The following is an 18,844-nucleotide window of genomic DNA, read 5'->3' on the forward strand; positions in this document are numbered from 1 at the left end:
CTACCTAACACATTTGTACTTCCTTTCCCTACTCTTGCGGAGAGACTTATGGAGCGCAAATGTGAATTGTGTGGAGCAACCAATGTCAAGACCATAATGTATCAAGTCCGTAAACTCAGAGGTATAAATACCGATACTGAATGGCACCGACTGATGCTTAAGAAATGGCGTAAGACATTGGCTGTATGCAAACATTGTAATGCAAAAATTCATGCCCATGACAAATAAACTGATATTACCAGTGGAGAGCCGTATGCAGGGAGACTTGCACGTACGGTTCGGGGGCAGGCCATGGGAAACCTACCACCGAAAGGTGGCAAGGCGCCCATTGCCGAGCCTACATGTGAAGTATGCGGATGAACCAGAGAAGCTCAGCATGGAGATGAAGGACTTTCTATCCCCTACGGAGGGAAGACTGCCGAGCAATCGTGCGGACATCTACTTCAAAGAGCTGGGAAGTGAGTCGCCCATATTGGTTAAGCTGATTATGAAGAGCATCTACCAAAATGATAAGCGAACCATCAAGCATGTTGGAGCGAAGCAATTCGGGATGCGCTTCCTACTTCGTGGCTTATATGCCCACAATGGGTTGCTTTACTTCCACGTCCGTATGGATAATGAGTCTAATATGCCGTATGCGGTGGACTTCATCACGTTCAAGGTGGTGGACAAGAAGGTGGCGAAGCATACAGCTATACAGGAGCGAATACTACAACCACTACGTGCCTTTCATCAGGTGATGTGGATTGGGGCGGGACGCTCTGAGAGAATAGTCTTTGCCTTGGAGCAGTTCACACTATCGGAGGATAAGCAACTTGAAGTGACGCTCTACGAGCGAAACGGGAGTCGCACGCTCACTTTCTATGTGGAGCCTGAAGACCTTTTGCTCACTAAGAAGATTGACAACCTTAAACTGAAGTGGTAATGAAGAGATGGTTATCCATGATGGTCTGCGTGATGGTGGCTATGACTGCTACTATGCCATCGTACGCACAGCGACTAATCCCTAGGCAAAATAGCGTTGAGCTGGTCGGCTCTATGCCGATTATCAAGGGGGAGAGACTATTCGCAAAGGAGAGCTTTGGGGTAGGTCTTGAGTTCGCACACTACTTCAAGCGGGCGAACTACGCTTTTCTCTTATCGGAATATGAGCAGCAAGGGTTGACTTATCGCTCTTACAATGTTCCACTGCGTGATGTGCTACTGCATTTCGGCTATATGCACCCGATACTCTCAGATAGGGGGAAGAATCTCTTTGGCTACCTGGGGCTATCCGCTCTCTTCGGTTATGAAGAGCTGAACGAGGATAAACGGTTGCTACCCGATGGGGCTACACTCCTGGACCGGTCTCGCTTTACTTATGGTGGAGCGATACATAGCTCGGTAGAACTGTTCCTAACAGACAATCTGCTCTTCGTCCTCAAAGCTCAAGGGCGACTACTCTTCGGCTCTGACCTGCATCGTTTTCGTCCTGCTATCTCAGCAGGACTCAAGTTCAATATCTAACTACCAACAACAATGAAAAAGTTCCTAGTGAATACGATATGGGCTGTGGGAGGGGTTGCCCTCGCCCTCTTTTGTCTATCTGCTTGTACTCGTGAGCTGGATGTGCAGCAGGCTTACGACTTCTCACTCGAAGTGATGCCGGTGCAGAACTCCATAGCTAAGGGGAAAACGGCTGAAATACGCTGTAGTCTCAAAAGAATTGGTCGCTTTGCCAATACGCAATACACGTTCCGTTACTTCCAGCCGGATGGCAAGGGTTGCTTGAAGATGGATGATGGCACTGTATTCAAACCGAATGACCGCTATCCGCTCACGAGAGATGCCTTCCGTCTCTATTATACTTCACTCTCTACCGACCGCCAAACGATTGACATCTACGTGGAGGACAACTTCGGACAGTTGCAGCAACGGACTTTCAACTTCAACAATGAAGATACAAGCAAGCGTTCAAGGAGTTAAGAGAGCAGAAGTAATAGCACATTGTTTAGTTTTGATCAGCCATAACAGTCTGTAATACATCGACATAAAAAACACAACTTCAAAATGAACGTCATTCAACTGTTTTGCCTATCTTTGTAGATGACAAATATTAATCATAACCAAATAAAGAAGAATCATGAAACAGATAATCAATCCCATTGGGAAGGAAATCAATACTCTAGGTAAGGTGATTGACAACAAGGAACTCATGCTTGTACACCTGCAACTGAAAAGCGGAGAACAAGTTCCCTCACACGACCATAAAGGACAGGAAGTATACTTCACCATAGTGAAAGGAACTGTAGAGGTTACTCTTGACGATACCGAGGTACATCGTATCAGTACAGGTACCGTTCTACATTTCCCCGGAGAAGCCCACGTAGGCGTAAATGCCATAGAAGATAGTGATTTTTTCGTTTACCTCATCAACAGACAATAACGTTATGGATATGAAAAAACATCTGCCGCATGTAGACCTTGAAAAACTCGGCAAAATACTCGAGATTAAAGAGGCATACCAACGAGGAGATATTTCATTGGAAGAGGGTAGAACCCGAATAAGAGAGCAAGTTGGGAAAATTTACCCTTATGAAATTGCATTGGCAGAACAGGAACTCAAAACCATTGAAGAGGATGAGTGTCGTAAGGAGGATATTCAAAAGATGATTGAGCTATTTGATGAAGTGATGGACACCAGTCGCCCAAATCTTCCTCTCAACCACCCTATCATGTGCTACTACAGAGAGAACGATGAAATGCGTCGCCTTATGCTCTCCATAGAAGATCTTGTACAATATCCGATTATCAAGAACCAGTGGCTTGAATTGTACGACCAAATAGCGGCTTTTCGCACTCACCTTTCTCGTAAGCAGAATCAGCTCTACCCCATACTCGAACAGAAAGGATTTGACCGCCCAACGACTACGATGTGGTTGCTTGATGACTTTGTGCGAGACGAAATACGTGATGCTAAAAAACTTATTGAAGAAGATAAAGAAGAAGAGTTTTTGGCGATGCAGTCTACTATTGTGGCAGATGTGCGGGACCTTTTACAGAAAGAAGAAACTGTACTCTACCCAACTGCTTTGGCAATGATAACTCCAGAAGAATTCGAACAGATGTGTTCGGGAGATCACGAAATTGGCTTTGCATGGATTGATGTAGAGGGATTCCAAAATAGTGACAAAACAGAACCCCAACCCACAACAGTCCCTGACGGTTTCGCCTCAGAACTATCTGCGCTTCTTAGTAAATATGGCCTGGGAGGAGACGATACATGCCGAGTTTTCGACGTTACAACAGGCAAACTCTCCCTCGAACAAATCAACCTCATCTACAAGCATCTTCCTATAGATATATCTTATGTAGATGAAAACGAACTCGTTCGCTTTTATTCAGATACCAACCACCGCATCTTCCCACGTAGCAAGAATGTTATCGGACGTGATGTGAAGAACTGCCATCCGCGCACCAGTGTCCACCTCGTTGAGGAAATCATTGCCAAATTCCGCTCGGGTGAGCAGGATAGTGTGGATTTTTGGATTAATAAGCCCGGCGTGTTCATCTATATTTATTATGTTGCTGTGCGTGACTCAGAAGGACGATTCAGGGGAGTACTCGAAATGATGCAAGATTGTAGTCGTATTCGTGAGCTTCAAGGATCACGTACGTTGCTGACGTGGTCAAATGACATGCAAGGAGTAAAATCAATGGAAGCGAAAAAGTCTACTCCGGACGATACGCCTGCTACAAGAGAAGGCTCGACAATAGAACTTTCTGCCAATACTCGCTTACAGGATTTGTTCAAAATTTACCCAAAGCTACGGCAAGATTTGCCAAGCATGAATTCTGCTTTTAAAATGCTCAATTCACCTCTCGCACGCATTATCGTTCCCAAAGCAACCATCGCTATGATGAGCGAGCGCAGTGGCATTCCCATTGATGACATACTTTCTATGTTAAAAGAACTCATCGCTAAGTATAAGCAAGAGGAATAAATTCCTTATCCTAAAATAACAGAGAACGAGAGGGTGCAAAATGCCCTCCATTTTTCAGTATGACGGGCATGTCATACCGAAAGTAGGTTGGAAAACTTTCGTTTCCCAACCTACTTGATTTTCAGAGCCATCTCAGCTCTCTGTTAAAAGTAATAAGGTTTTTCATCTGGAGTCCTTTGATTCTTTCTTTGTCCTCCTCTACATCATCTTCATCATAGTAGTGAACTGCCATTGAGTATATCTCCTCATCGGCAAAGCCATTACAACCACTTCTTTGCACCTCACTCAAGATATAGAGAATGCACTCCTCTATGTTCTTATGGGGCTTCTGTAGATTGGGCGCAAACAAAGGGTCTGTCATCGCACGTCCATTAAGGTATTCTGCTATCGTTCGGGTAAATTGTTCTGTTCCTTTCATTTTCCTTATCGGATCCCTCAAAAGCCCCGTCTAAAAAAGTCTCAGAAAACTGTAGTCTCATGCAGAGGAGACTCGATTAGGACGCACTAAAAAGGCAGGCAACGCCACGCACTCCGAGAGATTTACCTAGATCATGCCAACAGAGCCCACCAAAAACGGGGAAAAACAGCAACTGTTAGGTATTTTCCACCCAACGGGATTGTTTTACCTTTGTGCATGGATCGGAAACACGAGAGATACAACACATGAAAGCTTACCACTTTGCTCTTATTCTTCTTATTCTTGCTCCCCTAAGAGGATTTGGGCAAGACAGCTTGAAGATGTATCACGAGCTAGACGAAGTGGTCGTCACGGCCACCCGGACCCCAAAGAAAATATCGGACTCTCCAGTACTCACGCAAGTCATCTCACGCAAACAGATCGAGAGACAAGGCTGGATGGACATCAAGTCCCTCCTACAAGACGAGATACCAGGTCTCTCATTTAGCGAAGTGGGATTTGGCACGAGCATCAACCTACAAGGTCTTGGAGCCAAGCACATATTATTCTTGATCGACGGGGAACGGATCGCCGGCGAGTCGGGCAACAACATTGACTACACCCGATTGAACCTCAACAATATTGAACGCATCGAGATCGTACAAGGTGCTGGATCAGCACTCTACGGCTCACAAGCGATGGGCGGTGTGATCAACATCATCACACGCAAGCCAACCGACCGACTAAGTCTGGGTGTGGACCTGAGATGGGGGACGAGGTTTCAAAAAAACTACTCCCACATAGAGCCTGATGACAAATACCGGTACTACAAGACAAGGACCGACATGCCAAATGCCGACGGCGCACTGACCATCGGGTACAAAAAGAAAAGCTGGAGCACCCAGACCGTACTCTCAATGCAAACCAAAGATGCCTACAACATCTACGACAAAGCCGGTAGCACCATATACTACCCCGAGCTCAACAAAACGGTCACCAAGGAGAAAAGCTCCACACCTACCAACATATCCGGATTCACCACAATGACTGCCAAGCAGACCTTGTCATGGACCCCCATCAGGGCACTGACCCTGACTGCACAAGGCAACTACTACTCCAAGCGCGTACATGACCTCTACCTGGACAACAAGCACGAGTACAACCGAGACCTCTCCGGACTCTTTTCTGCAAAATACACCCTACCCAACGGTGGTACTTGGGAAGCAAATATCCACGGAGACAGATATCGCAGATACACCGTATTCGAGCAAAAAAAGATGCAAAAACAGCTCGTCTACACGCACACAGTCCTCCAGCCCAATATTTCGTACAGATGGACCATAGGCAATGACCATGAACTGATCACGGGAGCTGAATACCTACGGGAAGTACTCTATGCGGATAAGTTTAGCAAAGATGGACTGACAGCCCGAGCACAGGGAGCCTACGCTCTATTTGTCCAAGATGACTGGAAAATACCGGGGACCTCACTGAGCATGATCAGCGGGCTAAGGGTAGACTATAACAAGGGGTACGGCATCAACCTCTCCCCAAAATTGGCTCTACTTTACAAGGTGTCTCCCTTTACCATCCGGCTAAACTACGGTCGCGGCTACCGATCTCCAAGTATTAAAGAACTCTACATGGACTGGGACCACCTCGGTATGTTTTGGATCTACGGCAACAAACAGCTCAAGCCGGAGTCCAACCACTACCTCTCTCTGACAACAGAGTACACACATCCCCAACTGTATGTGATGCTCTCGGGATACTACAACTTCTTCACCAACAAGATCGAGGGTATCTGGTCCGAAGACCAAAAAGAGCTCCACTACCGCAACATCTCCAAGTCCACACTCGCAGGTGTTCAAATCCAGATGCGCATCAGGCCATTCATCAGCCTGCCCCTACAGATCCACCTGGCATCGCACTACCTGCACCCTTTCTTTCACGACGGAGTGAGACTCACTTCCCAGGCACCGATCTCTGGGACTGGGCGAATCGAGTACCTACAGTACTGGGGTAACCACCGGCTGGCATTCAATATCAGTGCATCAGTAATGGGAAAGAAAAGCCTAGCCGGACTGACAACCATCGAGGACGAAGGCATCCAAAAAGAGACTCCATACCGAATAACCATACCGGGCTACACCCTGGTGCGGTCGACCATCGCCTACACCCACCCAAAGTGGGGCACACTCACCATAGGGGTAGACAACATTTTCAACTACCAAGCAGATGTCGTCTCCTTCAACTCCTATGCCGGCCCCGGCCGAAACTTATTCGTGTCCTACCACTTCAACCTGTAAAAACAACTGTCACTATTACCTATTAAAGAGATGAACAAAACAAAATGCATTCTCGCACTGATCAGTGCTCTGGTGCTGTCATTGGGCATCGTCTCCTGCGGAGACAACAAACCAAACGCACCATCTTCAAAAAACAAAAAGACCTACACGCAGAGCCGACGTTGCAAAGGAGAGCTCGGGAAAGACTGGATCTACTTCAGCTTCGCCACTGGCAAAGAGGTGCCCGGGATTGACGAAACCAACTTCAAGGAACGTACCGACTGGGACATTGCGATCCACTCATTTTACTTCCGAGCCAACTGCGGCACATCCGGCAAAGGCAAAGGAGGGGCTCTCATGACCAACCAGACAAAACTGTCCGCAGTGAAAGAAGCCCCCACCGAAGGCTACATCGTGGACGAAGCAATCTCCATATGGGGCTGGAAAGGCGAACTGATCAAAGCCGAAGTATCCGGCAACCCCGAGCTCAACAAAATGATCGGATTCAGTGGTCCACCCCCAAAATACACTCCCTCGGACAATATATTCATCATCCGAACAGCCGACGGGAAATATGCCAAAGTCAAGATGATTAGCTACATAGACGACAGTGGCAAGAGCGGTATCGTCTCCTTTGACTACGTCTACCAACCCGACGGCTCCACCAAGCTAGACTAAGAGGTCCGGACGAAATAGGACAGACAGCATCTCAGGTGCGACATCGCACCTGAGATACTCTTTGTATGACATGCCCGTCATACCGAAAGTAGGTCAGAGAACGTTCGTTTCCCTACCTACTCGATTGTAAGACAAAAACCAAAATGAAACGCTCTCGATACACCCTCCTAAAAGGATGGCACAAGTGGATCTGCCTAGTCATCACCGTACTCGTACTAGGCTTTGCCGGATCTGGCATTATTCTAAACCACAGAGACCTGGTGTCGGGTATTGACCTACCCCGCTCCTGGCTACCCAAGGCCTACCACTATAAATCCTGGAGCGGTGGCAGCCTCATCGGGAAGATCCGAGTGACCCCTGACGAGGAGTGGATCTATGGAGCCACTGGAGTATGGGCTTACGACCCACAGCTAAAAAGCTACGACAACCGGAGCAATGGACTAGACCCTGCTGCCGACAGGAGATCGGTCCAAAGAGTAGTCCGGACAAACCATGGCGACCTCTACGCCCTCACCGCATACAACCTGTACAAGTGGCAAGCCGACAAAAAGGAGTGGGCGAAACAACCGAAGCTTACACCCAAAAACGAACGCTTGGCAGATCTGGAAACGCAGGGCGACACCCTTGTTTTACTGAGCCGAAGCCATCTATACCTTATCTATCCCTCTCAAGAATCCCCCACACTCGCAGACCTTCCCGCACCAGACGACTATGAGCCACGGGTATCGCTATTCAGCACTATCTGGCAGATGCATAGTGGAGCATTCTTTGGGACAATCGGACGACTAGCTGTTGACCTGATGGGAGTGGCACTCATCCTCCTCTCCATCACCGGCGTTTTGATCACCTTTGTCCCCAAAAAAGCAAAGGTGTGGAAGCAATTTCTCAAGGAACACAATAGGTGGGGCAAATGGTGCTTTTGGGGTTTGCTTTTTGTGACGATCACAGGCGCATTTCTACGTCCTCCGTTGATGATTACAGTCATCAAGGCACAGGTTCCGACCATTCCGGGAACAAACCTTTACAGCACCAACCCGTGGAATGACAAATTGAGAATGATCCGTCGCGATCCCATCACAAAAGAGTGGTTGCTATCGACCTCTCGGGGCTTTTATGCGCTGAAGCAGTTTGGAAAAGCCCCCAAGCGACTGACCGGCACTCCACCTGTCAGTGTCATGGGACTCAATGTCTGGGAGTGGAATGACCGAGACTCGCTGTGGGTGGTGGGATCGTTCAGTGGAGCATTCAGGTGGAATCGACAAAAAGGGCAAGTCTACGATGCCCTGACAGGCAAGGCCTACACCGAATCCGGACGAAAAGGCATGCCCATCTTTGGGACCCCAATCAGTGGGTACACTATTGACTCTGACGGGAAAGAGCGATTCTATAGCTACTCCTCCGGTGAACTCCAAGCGGAGAATGCGGCCGACACTATGCCACCAATGCCAACAGAGATAAGTCCCGGTAGGATTTCACTCTGGCATGCCGCACTTGAGCTGCATGTCGGCCGATTGTATGGGAAAATACTCGGTCCGCTCCAGCCTCTATTCATATTCCTTTCGGCCCTACTCCTCATCTTGGCTTTGGCCACTGGATGGATGCTCTACAGACGGTATTACCGGCGGAGAGGAAGAAGAAAGCCAAAGAAGTAATCCGCCGAGAGACTTTTGTCACAAGTAGCTAGAGAAAAGCCAATAACCATCAACAAGCGAGTAGGTAGGGAAACGAAGTAATAGTAATCGCACATTGTTTAGTTTTGATCAGTCATAACAGCCTGTAATACATCGGCATGAAAATACAAATTCAAAATGAACGTCATTCAACAGTTTTGCCTATCTCTGTAGATGACAAATATTAATCATAACCAAATAAAGAAGAATCATGAAACAGATAATCAATCCCATTGGGAAGGAAATCAACACTCTAGGTAAGGTGATTGACAATGAGGAGCTCATGCTTGTACACCTGCAATTGAAAAGCGGAGAACAAGTTCCCTCACACGACCATAAAGGACAGGAAGTATACTTCACCATAGTGAAAGGAACTGTAGAGGTTACTCTCGACGATACGGAGGTACATCGTATCAGCACAGGTACCGTTCTACATTTCCCCGGAGAAGCCCACGTAAGCGTAAATGCCATAGAAGAGAGTGACTTTTTCGTTTACCTCATCAACAGACAATAATGTTATGAATATGAAAAACATCTGCCGCATGTAGACCTTGAGAAACTCGGCAAAATACTCGAAATTAAAGAGGCATACCAAAGAGCGCAGATTGTAGCCCAAATAGAGTATTTTGGGAGTTTCGACCGTCTCTGGAGGTGCCCTGAGGAAGGGCGGAGGTGACCTGAGGAAGGGCTTAGCACCAAAAGAAAAGTGTCTTAACTCGCTGAGAATTAAGACACTTACTGTTTTGTTGTACCGGTTGGCTTATCTCTGCCAGAGTACGCTTAGCGGAAGCGGGGGGATTCGAACAAATTCCGTCCAGCCGTTGCTACATCTATATATTCATAAAGCTCAAACGCATCACTGTAGCAAAATTGTAGCTAGCAATTGAACTCGTTTTGACTACTTCAGTGAACACCAAATGAACGCCATCATTCGCTCGTTTCTTCGGTACAAATGTAGTAAAATAAGAACTATCTGGCAAGTGTTTGATTGACCCTCTTTTAGCCACATTTTTGCTACATAAGCGGTGCAAGGTGCAAGCCCCATATATATAGGGGCTTGCACCTTGCACCGCTACGTTTCGCAACTTCCTCTCTCCTATTACTAATAGTTTTTTGAGATGCGAATACTCAACTATTAGTGGCTTGATATTTTTACAAGATAGAACTTTGTCGTTGCGCCTTATGTAATAACTTAATTGTATCCGCTATGAGCTTCATACAAACATAATAACAAACCAAATTACCGCCCTTGCATTTCATGCAAGTTAGTATGCATTTGGTGCACAATAATGCGTGTAGCGAGTTGGCAGTATGTAAAAGCTGGGGTAACTTAGAGTATATGAATACGATACAAGAATTCATTAAAGCCCTGAGACAAGAAAGGGGGATAAATCAATCGGAATTGGCTGACATTCTTAATGTTAGCCAAAGTACTCTTTCACGCTGGGAAAGGGGTATAGGGCGCTTGACAGAAGAGCAAATTCTTCTAATTGCAGATGCCTTCAAGATTGACCCACGAAACATTTATGCATTTCTTGCATCTTCGGGGAGTCAGCAAACGATTGCCATTTTTAGAGTGGAAATAATGACAAGGGAGCTACATAAGCTATTCCTTCAGTTCATTGCTGAACAAGATCCCAGTATGATTAAAATAAACCAGTTAAGCGAAGATAAACTATGGATGTAATCGCCATGGAAAGCGAAGCTTTCAATGAGCTCATAAAACGGATCAAGCGAATAGAAAGTTTTATAGAGAGAAGTTCTGCTGTTCTACAAAGCATTGATGAAGAGCTTGAGATGACAACATTTGATGTGATGCAAACACTCAATGTGTCTAAGTCGACTCTCTATAGATGGAGGAAAAAGCAAATGATACAATATCGGTTTACCGAAAGCGGCGATGTCCGATATTCGTATAAGTCTCTATACAATTCAATCAAAGGGAACTATCTACGCATCACAGGATCGACAATAGAAGAGTGTTTGACTAATATGAATAACTACAAAGACAACATCATCTTGTGTTGTTGCTCCAACAAATTACAACCCAAAGAAGAATGATAGACAAAAAACAAATACTTGAACTTACAGCTGGAGGGCTAAATGTGTTTATCCACTATCTTGGCTTTCCAGTGAATGTACACAAAAACTTTCTCAGTCCTTTTTATGAAGACACAAAACCTTCATGCCATATTTACTTTGACGCAAAAAGCGATTGTTATAAGTTTCATGACCATGGAGATCCTAGCTATTCAGGAGATTGTTTTTGGTTCGTGGGAGAACTCTATAATCTGTCTGTACGGGTAGATTTTAGAAAAATCCTTCAACAAATAGTTGTGGACCTAAGACTACCTATCAGAAGCGATGAAGTCCTTGATAGAGTAGCCCTAACTAATAAAGCTATACGGATATCTAATCCAAAGACAGTACAACCTATTCCAAAATCCAGTAAAGCTAGGCTTTACTCTCTTGAACCACTCCCCTTTACAAAGGGGTTTCTAGACTATTGGAGCAAATATGGTATCACCGAAAAAACTTTGAAGAGGTATGGAGTTATCAATCTTCAGAAATTCTCTTCTATCAATAGTGAAGGGAATGAGTTTTCTCTAATAGCTAAAGAAACAGAACCTATTTTCGGGTATCAAGGGAAAGACTTCATTAAAATATATCGTCCATTTAGTACTCGCTTAAAGTTTCTCTATGGTGGCGAGAAACCGTCTCTTTACTGCTTCGGGCTTGATCAGCTGCCAGCTAAAGGAGATGTCATTTTTATTACGGGAGGAGAAAAAGATGTCCTCTCTCTTTCTGCTCACGGTTTTAATGCGATTTGCTTTAATAGTGAGACTTCTCAAATACCAAAGAAAATCGTTGAAGGATTGACCCTTAGATTTAAGCATGTTGTGCTACTATACGATGTCGATGAAACTGGTATTCGAGAAGTTGCCAGACAGAAATTGGAACTTCAAGAGTACAAGATCTATTCTCTGCGTCTGCCATTAGTGGGTAGTAAGTATGAGAAAGACATATCCGATTTTTTTGCTCTCGGGCATACAAGTTATGAGTTAAAGGATTTACTCTCCCAACTTCTCAAGAGTTTGTATGCTGAAACACTTATGATTATGAAATCCTGCGAACTAGACTACTCTAATCCCCCGCATGTCTCAAATTCAATTGTATCTATCAATGATGTTCCTCTAGGATCCCAAGATAATCTATTGTGTATTACAGGGGGTGAAGGTACTGGCAAGAGTAATTACGTGTCTGCAGTCGTATCAGGGGCAATATGCTATAACAAACTAGCTCCTGGGGAGACTTTAGGGATAGATGTTAGTCCTAACCCTTATGGGATGGCTGTAATACACTATGATACAGAGCAGTCTGAGGCTCAACTTTATAAAAACATGCGTAAGACTCTATCAAGAGCAGGCTTAAGAGAGATGCCCCCTTTTTATCATTGCTTGTATCTTGCATCTCTTTCAAGGAAAGATCGAATTCATCTCATTGAAGATAGCTTAGATCTCTTCTATCATCAACATGGAGGGATACACTTAGTAGTTATTGATGGAATTGCAGACTTGGTGCGTTCTGCAAACGATGAGACCGAGAGTATCGCTGTCGTAGATGAGCTTTATAGACTAGCTGGTATTTATAACACATGTATCATTTGTGTATTACACTTTGTGCCAAACGGTATCAAGCTTCGTGGCCACATAGGCTCAGAATTACAACGTAAGTCAGCAGGAATTCTTTCAATTGAGAAGGATGACAATCCGGAATACTCTGTAGTCAAGGCTTTGAAGGTGAGAGATGGGAGCCCTTTAGATGTCCCGATGATGCTCTTTGGATGGGATAAAGGGCTGGAGATGCATGTCTATCGTGGTGAAAAGTCTAAGGAGGATAAGGAGAAGCGAAAAACTGACGAATTAATCTCAATTGTTACGGAGATCTTTCAAAGCAACCACCGTCTCTCTTACCAAGAGTTGTGCGATGTCTTAATGCGAGAGATGGGAGTCAAAGAGCGCACAGCAAAGAAGTATATTGCTTATATGAGAGAGCAACGTATCTTGTCACAAGATACTGCAGGGAATTATCAAAAAGGGGAAGTATGTCATACTTAGACTATCTTACAGAAGATCCTTGGCAAAAACGTCTGTTCGATAAGCTTGCGAGTGTGGAAGAAAAACTAGACCACTTGCTGGTATTACGAGAGCAAGCCATAGAAGCTGCTGTTCGGCCACCGCTCAAACCAGAGTATCTTGACATCATCGATGTATCTAGATTGCTAAAGGTTGAGCAAAAGACCATCTACAACTGGGTATGGGCGAGTAAGATTCCTTACCTCAAAGCTAATGGTCGCCTATTGTTCCTTCGTGAGGAAATCGATGAGATGCTAAAAAGAAGAGAGGAGTGGTAGATGTTAGGTTTATGCATCAACAGTAAGCAAGGCGAACAAAGATGGGCTAGAGATCTCTCCTATTTGGTCTTGTTTCTCAATCACTAAGAATGCTTACATTTGCACTCAAACAGAGTGAACATATTAGCTTTTGAATAGCAAAAAGAATTCATAATAATGCGACTAAGCATTTTACAGAAAACTTAGTTCTGTATTTGTTTGGTCCTCAGATATAGTAGATATGGGAAAGACTGCAATTGATGTATGGGAGCAGATCAAGCTGCTTGAAAGTCGTGGAATGGTTATTAAGGATAAAGAAAAAGCCCAAGAAGTGCTTTTGGATGCGGGGTATTATCGCTTAGGGTTTTATTGGTTCCCTTTCGAAACAACATATCCGAATAAAATTAACAGGACTCATCAGTTTAGAGAGGGGACTAATTTTGACTACATCGTGAAGCTATACTACTTCGATTTTAATTTAAGGAGTATCCTTATGAAGTATCTCAACCGCATCGAGATTCATTTCAGAACGTTTCTCATATACAAGGTGTCGAATTATTATAGGACATCTCCTACATGGTTTGCAGACTCCACTGTTGTGACCGCAGCATACGTAAGGAAGTTTGATCAGGAAGTCTATACCAATCGATTTAAGTCTATTTCTATTATACAGCAACACCATAAAACCCATATAAACGACAAGTATGCTCCCGCTTGGAAGACATTGGAATATATGACTTTAGGAGGAATAATCCATCTTTTCAAGGCACTTAAAGACAAGATGATTTGTAGAGCAATCAGCGAACATTTCAAAGTAAGACAACTGCCAGTGTTTGAAAGCTACTTGAAAACAATTCTCACGATAAGGAATTATTGTGCACATGGCAATGTGTTATATGATATTGCGCTACCAACATCTATAAGACGAGGTCCAGCTGGTCAGATGGAAAGTGCAAACTATCATAAGCTCTATGGTGCAATTAAAGTCATATACTACATGACAGGAATTGTGTCAGTGAATCGTCAAGCTGACTTGAAGGAAGAATTGATAAAGTTGTTCGACAAGAACGAGAAATACAATGAGGTACAAAACATCATTGCTGAAGCAACTGGAATCAAAAACATTCGGGAAATGCTTGCGTAAGTCAGAATAAAGAATTACCTTTGCAGTAAGAAAAGTGCCGATAGAGACTTTTAGACGCTCTATTAGCACTATAAAAGGTAGAAAAATGGGGCTATACACTTCGTCTGTATAGTCCCTTTTTGCTTTATACAACTGGCTTAGTTTCCTTTCTTATCGACAAACTCGAATTATAAAGCGTCTTTTGAAGGTGACGCATAGCAATCATCTCCACTTAGGCTTAGGGGTGTGTTGGGGTGTCGTAAGTTCAGGCTTCTGCTTCACCTCCTGAGTTGTTGCTTCTGGTGTCGTAATTTGACCGAGAGCAAGCCATAGAAGCAACTGTTAAGCCACCGCTCAAGCCTGAGTATCTTGACATCATCGATGTGTCTAGATTGCTAAAGGTTGAGCAAAAGACCATCTATAATTGGGTATGGGCTGGTAAGATTCCCTACCTTAAAGCTAATGGTCGCCTACTGTTCCTTCGTGAGGAAATCGATGAGATGCTACGAAAACGAGATGACTGGTAATCTTTTTTCTTCCAACCCGATCCTTTTGTTGTGTAAACACTTGCATTTACACAACAAAACTACTACCTTTGCGAAAAGAACAAGTAGCATGACAAGCAAGGGTATTAAAAAGAGGATTTTGGATTTTGAGATGGGAAAAGTTTTCCGACTGGAAGACTTAGAGCTTTCTCGTTCGGAGTACAATGCAGCTGTGGTAGCTTTAGGACGATTGGCTCAGGAGGGAGAGATCGAACGACTTAGCCCAGGAGTTTATTACAAGCCCAAGCAAACACGATTTGGGGTTGTAGGACCATCTATGGAAGAAAGATTTCGAGACTTACTCTATGACGGGGACACACCTATTGCCTATTTGACAGGTCTCTATGCATTCAACCTATTTGGACTAACGACCCAACACTCATCCATTCTTGAAATAGGGACTAACTTTCCGAAACGTAATACAAAGCGGGGGATTTATGCCATCCGTTTTGTACTACAGAAGAACCAGATCTGTCAAGACAACATCGATATGCTACGTCTTTTGGACTGTTTGAAATGGATCAAGAAAATTCCAGATACTACTATCGACAAGTCGTATACTCTCCTAAAGAAGAAAGTCAGTGAATATGAAAAGGAAGATCATAAGCAACTAGTGGAACTTTCCCTAAATTACACTCCACTCACAAGAGCTTTGTTGGGTTCTATGCTAACAGATGAATCACTTGTGGCGACTTTACATCAGACATTAAACCCTCTTACACGATTTAGAATCGGACTTTCCTCCACTTTAGTATCAAGCCAATGGAACATACAATAAGAGAGCCTTTACATTTAGACAGCGAGTCATTCAGAGACTTGCTACAAGCGTCTTCTGAGAATTTGAAAATTCCAGTCCAGTTGATCGAGAAAGATTATTATATCTCAGCAATACTCCGATCCTTATCTAAAAGCACCTACAGTCGGCAGATTGTATTTAAGGGAGGGACTTCATTGTCCAAAGCTTATCAATTGATTGACCGGTTTTCTGAAGATGTGGACTTTGCCGTCATCAGCGGTGATATGAGTGGCAATCAAGTAAAGATGCTATTATCTAAGCTGATGAAAGAGGTTACGGTGGGTTTTACAGAAGATAAATCCTTTGCAGATATATCCAAAGGGTCAAAGTATAGGAAGCAAGCATTCTCCTATGATGCTCTAGTGGGGTTGGATGTTTCCGTCAATCCTATTCCTTCGAGAATAACCGTTGAGATCAGTGCGTTTGCCAATCCTTTTCCTTATGAAAGAAGGATGATCGAACCATTTGTAACGACTTATCTGAGGAAGCAACAATTGGACGATGTTGTAGCTCAATATCACCTTGCCCCCTTTGAGTTGAATGTGTTGTCGCTGAAGCAAACCTTATGCGAGAAAACCGTTTCTCTCATTCGCTTCTCTATGAGTCAGGACCCATTGGCATCTCTATCGTCTAAAATCCGCCACTTCTATGATTTGAATGCTCTTATGACTATCAAGGATTTGGAGGAGTATGTTTGCAGTGTAGCGTTTGTGCGTGATGTGGAAGCTTTGGTCAAGCATGACCAAGCAGCCTTTGACGAGCCTTTCGGATGGAAAGGTCTAAAAGACCTGACCCAATCGCCATTGGTATTGGATTTTGAAAAGTTATGGGTAGCTCTAACTCCTCGATACGAAGAGAATTTATCTGCAATAGCTTATAGGGAAATTCCATCTTCAGAAAGGGTGAAGGCATCATTCTTGAAAATTTTAGACTCACTGAGAACGATTGACCTAGCAAAAAAGTAGCGGGTAAGGTTATCTATTACCGAAAATCTCCTATATGATTCTATCGCAATTTCGGCTTGGATATAACTACTCGGCTCGTTACTTCTCGATTGTCTTGATGAGTTTGAGTGACGGGGTCTGAAAGAGAAGTCTCTCCAGCATCTTTAGGTGAGGTTGATGTGGCAACACTTCTCGTTTCTTGTACCTCTTTTTCAACTTTTTCTTCCTCTGGCGGAGAGAGTGTGAGGGCAATCTTTCTATCCAGCTCGGCTGCCTCCCCTTTGAGCGCACGTAGTTCTTCCTCCTTCTTCCACGAGCTATTGGCAATGGCGGTGTAGACCTCCTTATTTGCTGAAACCTTTGCTATCTCCTTCTCGTGAGATTCGATCACCTTGGGAATGCGCTCTAACGCATTGAAGAAGTTCAGACAAGCCAGCTTAGGATCATTTGCCAGCTTGCCGTTATTGTAGGTGTAGTAAATACTCCCCTCCCCTTTTACGAAGAAGCGGTTCACCGATAGGTCAAATAAGTTCTGCGAGGAACTTTCCGTCTTGACCATAACAGAGAAGCCATAAAGCTCTCCAATCTTGTTGTACTCACCATTGGTACGAGCCTTTTCCTCCATCTCTTGAAGACGATGAGCAATCACTTTGATGTCAGAACAATCCTCTACACCTTTAATTGAAAGTCGATTGACCAGGTTGCCTTCAGCATCTCGTTCCACTCGTTGCTCAAAGCAAGCGAGGTCTTTCTTCGCCTCTTGTATCTTGCCTGTGTGATAAGAGAGCGAATGGTCAATCTCAGCCAACTTACCTATAGCCCCATTTCGTTCACGTAGGAAGTTCTTGCGCTCTGACTCTAATGCGGTAATCTTCTTATCTAACTTTGCCTTTTCCAAAAGGTCTGTATTGCCCGATAGCACAGCTACATACTCAGAGAAGTTCATGCCACTATCTTCATCCATTGAGCCTTCATCAATGGTACGCATACCGAGTTGATTGCTCTTCAATTGATTGATGAAAAGCTGCTTGTTGTGTAGTAGATTGAACTTATAGCTGTCCAACGAACGCTCCACTGCATATATAATCACATCGACCTTGTTGTCGGTAAACTCCTTGGCAACCAAATTGCCTTTTCGAATAGCTCGCCCGTTGCGTTGCTCTAAGTCTGACGGTCTCCATGGGGTGTCAAGATGATGTATAGCCACAGCTCGTTGCTGGGCATTGACACCCGTACCCAACATAGATGTGGAGCCAAAGATGATACGTATATCGCCCCTATTCATCGCTTCTACCATCGCTTTCTTAGCTTTCTCATTCTTACACTCTTGAATGAAGCGAATTTCGTGAGATGGGATGTGATACTCCTCTACCAACTTACGCTTAATTTCCGAGTAAACATTCCACTCGCCAGGCTTGTAAGTACCCAAGTCGCTAAAGACAAACTGTGTTCCCTTCTGCTCGTTATACTTCTGATAGTAGTTATTGAGGAGCTTGGCACAGTGGCTGGCTTTGTTGTCTATATGGTCCGAATACTTTTCTAGGTCTATCATTCGCATATCCAAGCTCATCTTGCGGGCATAGTCGGGAGTTAAGAATTAAGGGAAATAGCGGGATATGCAATGGATGTAACTATTTGAAATAGCATCATTTAGGCTTTCTTGCTATTTTGAGGATAAGCAAAAACGAGCATAAAACGGCAGGAGTTCCGTTACCAAATCGTAACCCATCGAAGAAAGAGCAAAGAGGGGTTACGAATTGAAGCTAAACAACTGCTCCACAGTTTTTTATTCATCGTATTTCATCGTTCTGCATCGCTCAGAAGCACCTGTTTCACTGTACCTTTGCAAGCAAAGGGAATTTAGAAAAACGATAGAAGAATGAAAGAAAACAAACTGAAAGTATCGTTCTTTGTTCAGGCAAGACGAACCGACAAGAAAGGACTTGTGCCTGTCATCGGGCGCATCTCCGTAGGCAGAACCCATTCGGGGTTCTCCACCAAGTGTAAGACTCCGATCGCCCTATGGG

The 18,844-nt window shown here is 44.3% G+C and carries 17 protein-coding genes and 4 pseudogenes; 19 read left to right on the forward strand and 2 right to left on the reverse strand.

Translation table 11 applies throughout. The features are described 5' to 3' along the window. Positions 1-48: 48 nt before the first annotated feature. From L215_RS10405 to L215_RS0103390, 6 genes and pseudogenes are all read left to right on the forward strand, one after another. Positions 49-228, forward strand: a complete 180-nt coding sequence (locus L215_RS10405) for an HNH endonuclease (RefSeq protein WP_456238377.1) — start codon at positions 49-51, stop codon at positions 226-228. 106 nt (positions 229-334) lie between these two features. Beyond that, positions 335-925, forward strand: a pseudogene (gene traN / locus L215_RS09215) (conjugative transposon protein TraN); the annotation flags it as partial. Further along, positions 925-1,506: a conjugal transfer protein TraO gene (locus L215_RS0103375; protein ID WP_027451342.1), complete on the forward strand. Its 582-nt coding sequence runs from the start codon at positions 925-927 to the stop codon at positions 1,504-1,506. The pseudogene traN and the gene L215_RS0103375, both read left to right, overlap by 1 nt. 12 nt (positions 1,507-1,518) lie before the next feature. Further along, entirely contained in the window at positions 1,519-1,965 is a 447-nt protein-coding gene (locus L215_RS0103380) for a DUF3872 domain-containing protein (RefSeq protein ID WP_027451343.1), read from the forward strand. Positions 1,966-2,122: 157 nt separating this feature from the next. After that, positions 2,123-2,425, forward strand: a complete 303-nt coding sequence (locus tag L215_RS0103385; RefSeq protein ID WP_025884090.1) for a cupin domain-containing protein — start codon at positions 2,123-2,125, stop codon at positions 2,423-2,425. A 4-nt stretch (positions 2,426-2,429) separates the two neighbouring features. After that, positions 2,430-3,983, forward strand: a complete 1,554-nt coding sequence (locus L215_RS0103390) for a DUF438 domain-containing protein (protein WP_027451344.1) — start codon at positions 2,430-2,432, stop codon at positions 3,981-3,983. 187 nt (positions 3,984-4,170) lie between these two features. Here L215_RS0103390 and L215_RS0103395 read toward each other — a convergent pair. Next, positions 4,171-4,401 (reverse strand): annotated as a pseudogene (locus L215_RS0103395) (PcfK-like family protein); the annotation flags it as partial. 245 nt (positions 4,402-4,646) lie between these two features. On the opposite strand from L215_RS0103395, the gene L215_RS0103400 reads away from it, so the two are divergent. From L215_RS0103400 to L215_RS0103450, 12 genes are all read left to right on the forward strand, one after another. Continuing rightward, the gene (locus L215_RS0103400) at positions 4,647-6,689 is read left to right on the forward strand and encodes a TonB-dependent receptor plug domain-containing protein (RefSeq protein ID WP_027451346.1); all 2,043 of its coding nucleotides are present in this window, start codon (positions 4,647-4,649) and stop codon (positions 6,687-6,689) included. A 30-nt stretch (positions 6,690-6,719) separates the two neighbouring features. After that, the gene (locus tag L215_RS0103405; RefSeq protein ID WP_007365011.1) at positions 6,720-7,346 is read left to right on the forward strand and encodes an HmuY family protein; all 627 of its coding nucleotides are present in this window, start codon (positions 6,720-6,722) and stop codon (positions 7,344-7,346) included. Positions 7,347-7,489: 143 nt separating this feature from the next. Next, the gene (locus tag L215_RS0103410) at positions 7,490-8,998 is read left to right on the forward strand and encodes a PepSY-associated TM helix domain-containing protein (protein ID WP_025884088.1); all 1,509 of its coding nucleotides are present in this window, start codon (positions 7,490-7,492) and stop codon (positions 8,996-8,998) included. A gap of 229 nt (positions 8,999-9,227) precedes the next feature. Continuing rightward, positions 9,228-9,530 carry a cupin domain-containing protein gene (locus L215_RS0103415; RefSeq protein ID WP_025884087.1) on the forward strand — a complete coding sequence of 101 codons (303 nt, stop codon included), beginning with the start codon at positions 9,228-9,230 and terminating at the stop codon, positions 9,528-9,530. Between the two features lie 825 nt (positions 9,531-10,355). Further along, positions 10,356-10,703: a helix-turn-helix domain-containing protein gene (locus tag L215_RS09585; RefSeq protein WP_051541067.1), complete on the forward strand. Its 348-nt coding sequence runs from the start codon at positions 10,356-10,358 to the stop codon at positions 10,701-10,703. After that, positions 10,694-11,077, forward strand: a complete 384-nt coding sequence (locus L215_RS0103425; protein ID WP_018029046.1) for a MerR family transcriptional regulator — start codon at positions 10,694-10,696, stop codon at positions 11,075-11,077. Before L215_RS09585 ends, L215_RS0103425 begins: the two co-directional genes overlap by 10 nt. After that, positions 11,074-13,134: a bifunctional DNA primase/helicase gene (locus L215_RS0103430; protein ID WP_025884085.1), complete on the forward strand. Its 2,061-nt coding sequence runs from the start codon at positions 11,074-11,076 to the stop codon at positions 13,132-13,134. The genes L215_RS0103425 and L215_RS0103430 overlap by 4 nt, the downstream gene beginning before the upstream one ends. After that, entirely contained in the window at positions 13,122-13,430 is a 309-nt protein-coding gene (locus tag L215_RS0103435; RefSeq protein ID WP_025884084.1) for a helix-turn-helix domain-containing protein, read from the forward strand. Before L215_RS0103430 ends, L215_RS0103435 begins: the two co-directional genes overlap by 13 nt. A gap of 220 nt (positions 13,431-13,650) precedes the next feature. Next, entirely contained in the window at positions 13,651-14,553 is a 903-nt protein-coding gene (locus L215_RS0103440) for an Abi family protein (protein WP_025884083.1), read from the forward strand. Between the two features lie 308 nt (positions 14,554-14,861). After that, positions 14,862-15,059: a helix-turn-helix domain-containing protein gene (locus L215_RS09765; protein WP_154657846.1), complete on the forward strand. Its 198-nt coding sequence runs from the start codon at positions 14,862-14,864 to the stop codon at positions 15,057-15,059. 88 nt (positions 15,060-15,147) lie between these two features. Beyond that, positions 15,148-15,855 (forward strand): DUF6088 family protein, encoded by a 708-nt coding sequence (locus L215_RS0103445; RefSeq protein WP_025884082.1) that lies wholly within the window; start codon positions 15,148-15,150, stop codon positions 15,853-15,855. Then, positions 15,840-16,838 carry a nucleotidyl transferase AbiEii/AbiGii toxin family protein gene (locus tag L215_RS0103450; RefSeq protein ID WP_025884080.1) on the forward strand — a complete coding sequence of 333 codons (999 nt, stop codon included), beginning with the start codon at positions 15,840-15,842 and terminating at the stop codon, positions 16,836-16,838. The genes L215_RS0103445 and L215_RS0103450 overlap by 16 nt, the downstream gene beginning before the upstream one ends. Positions 16,839-16,878: 40 nt before the next feature. Here the strand turns inward: L215_RS0103450 and L215_RS0103455 are convergent. After that, positions 16,879-18,411 (reverse strand): annotated as a pseudogene (locus L215_RS0103455) (helicase-related protein); the annotation flags it as partial. 285 nt (positions 18,412-18,696) lie between these two features. On the opposite strand from L215_RS0103455, the pseudogene L215_RS10050 reads away from it, so the two are divergent. Next, positions 18,697-18,844: pseudogene (locus tag L215_RS10050) on the forward strand (site-specific integrase); the annotation flags it as partial.

The sequence above is a fragment of the Porphyromonas uenonis DSM 23387 = JCM 13868 genome (assembly GCF_000482365.1).
GTDB classification, from domain to species: domain Bacteria; phylum Bacteroidota; class Bacteroidia; order Bacteroidales; family Porphyromonadaceae; genus Porphyromonas; species Porphyromonas uenonis.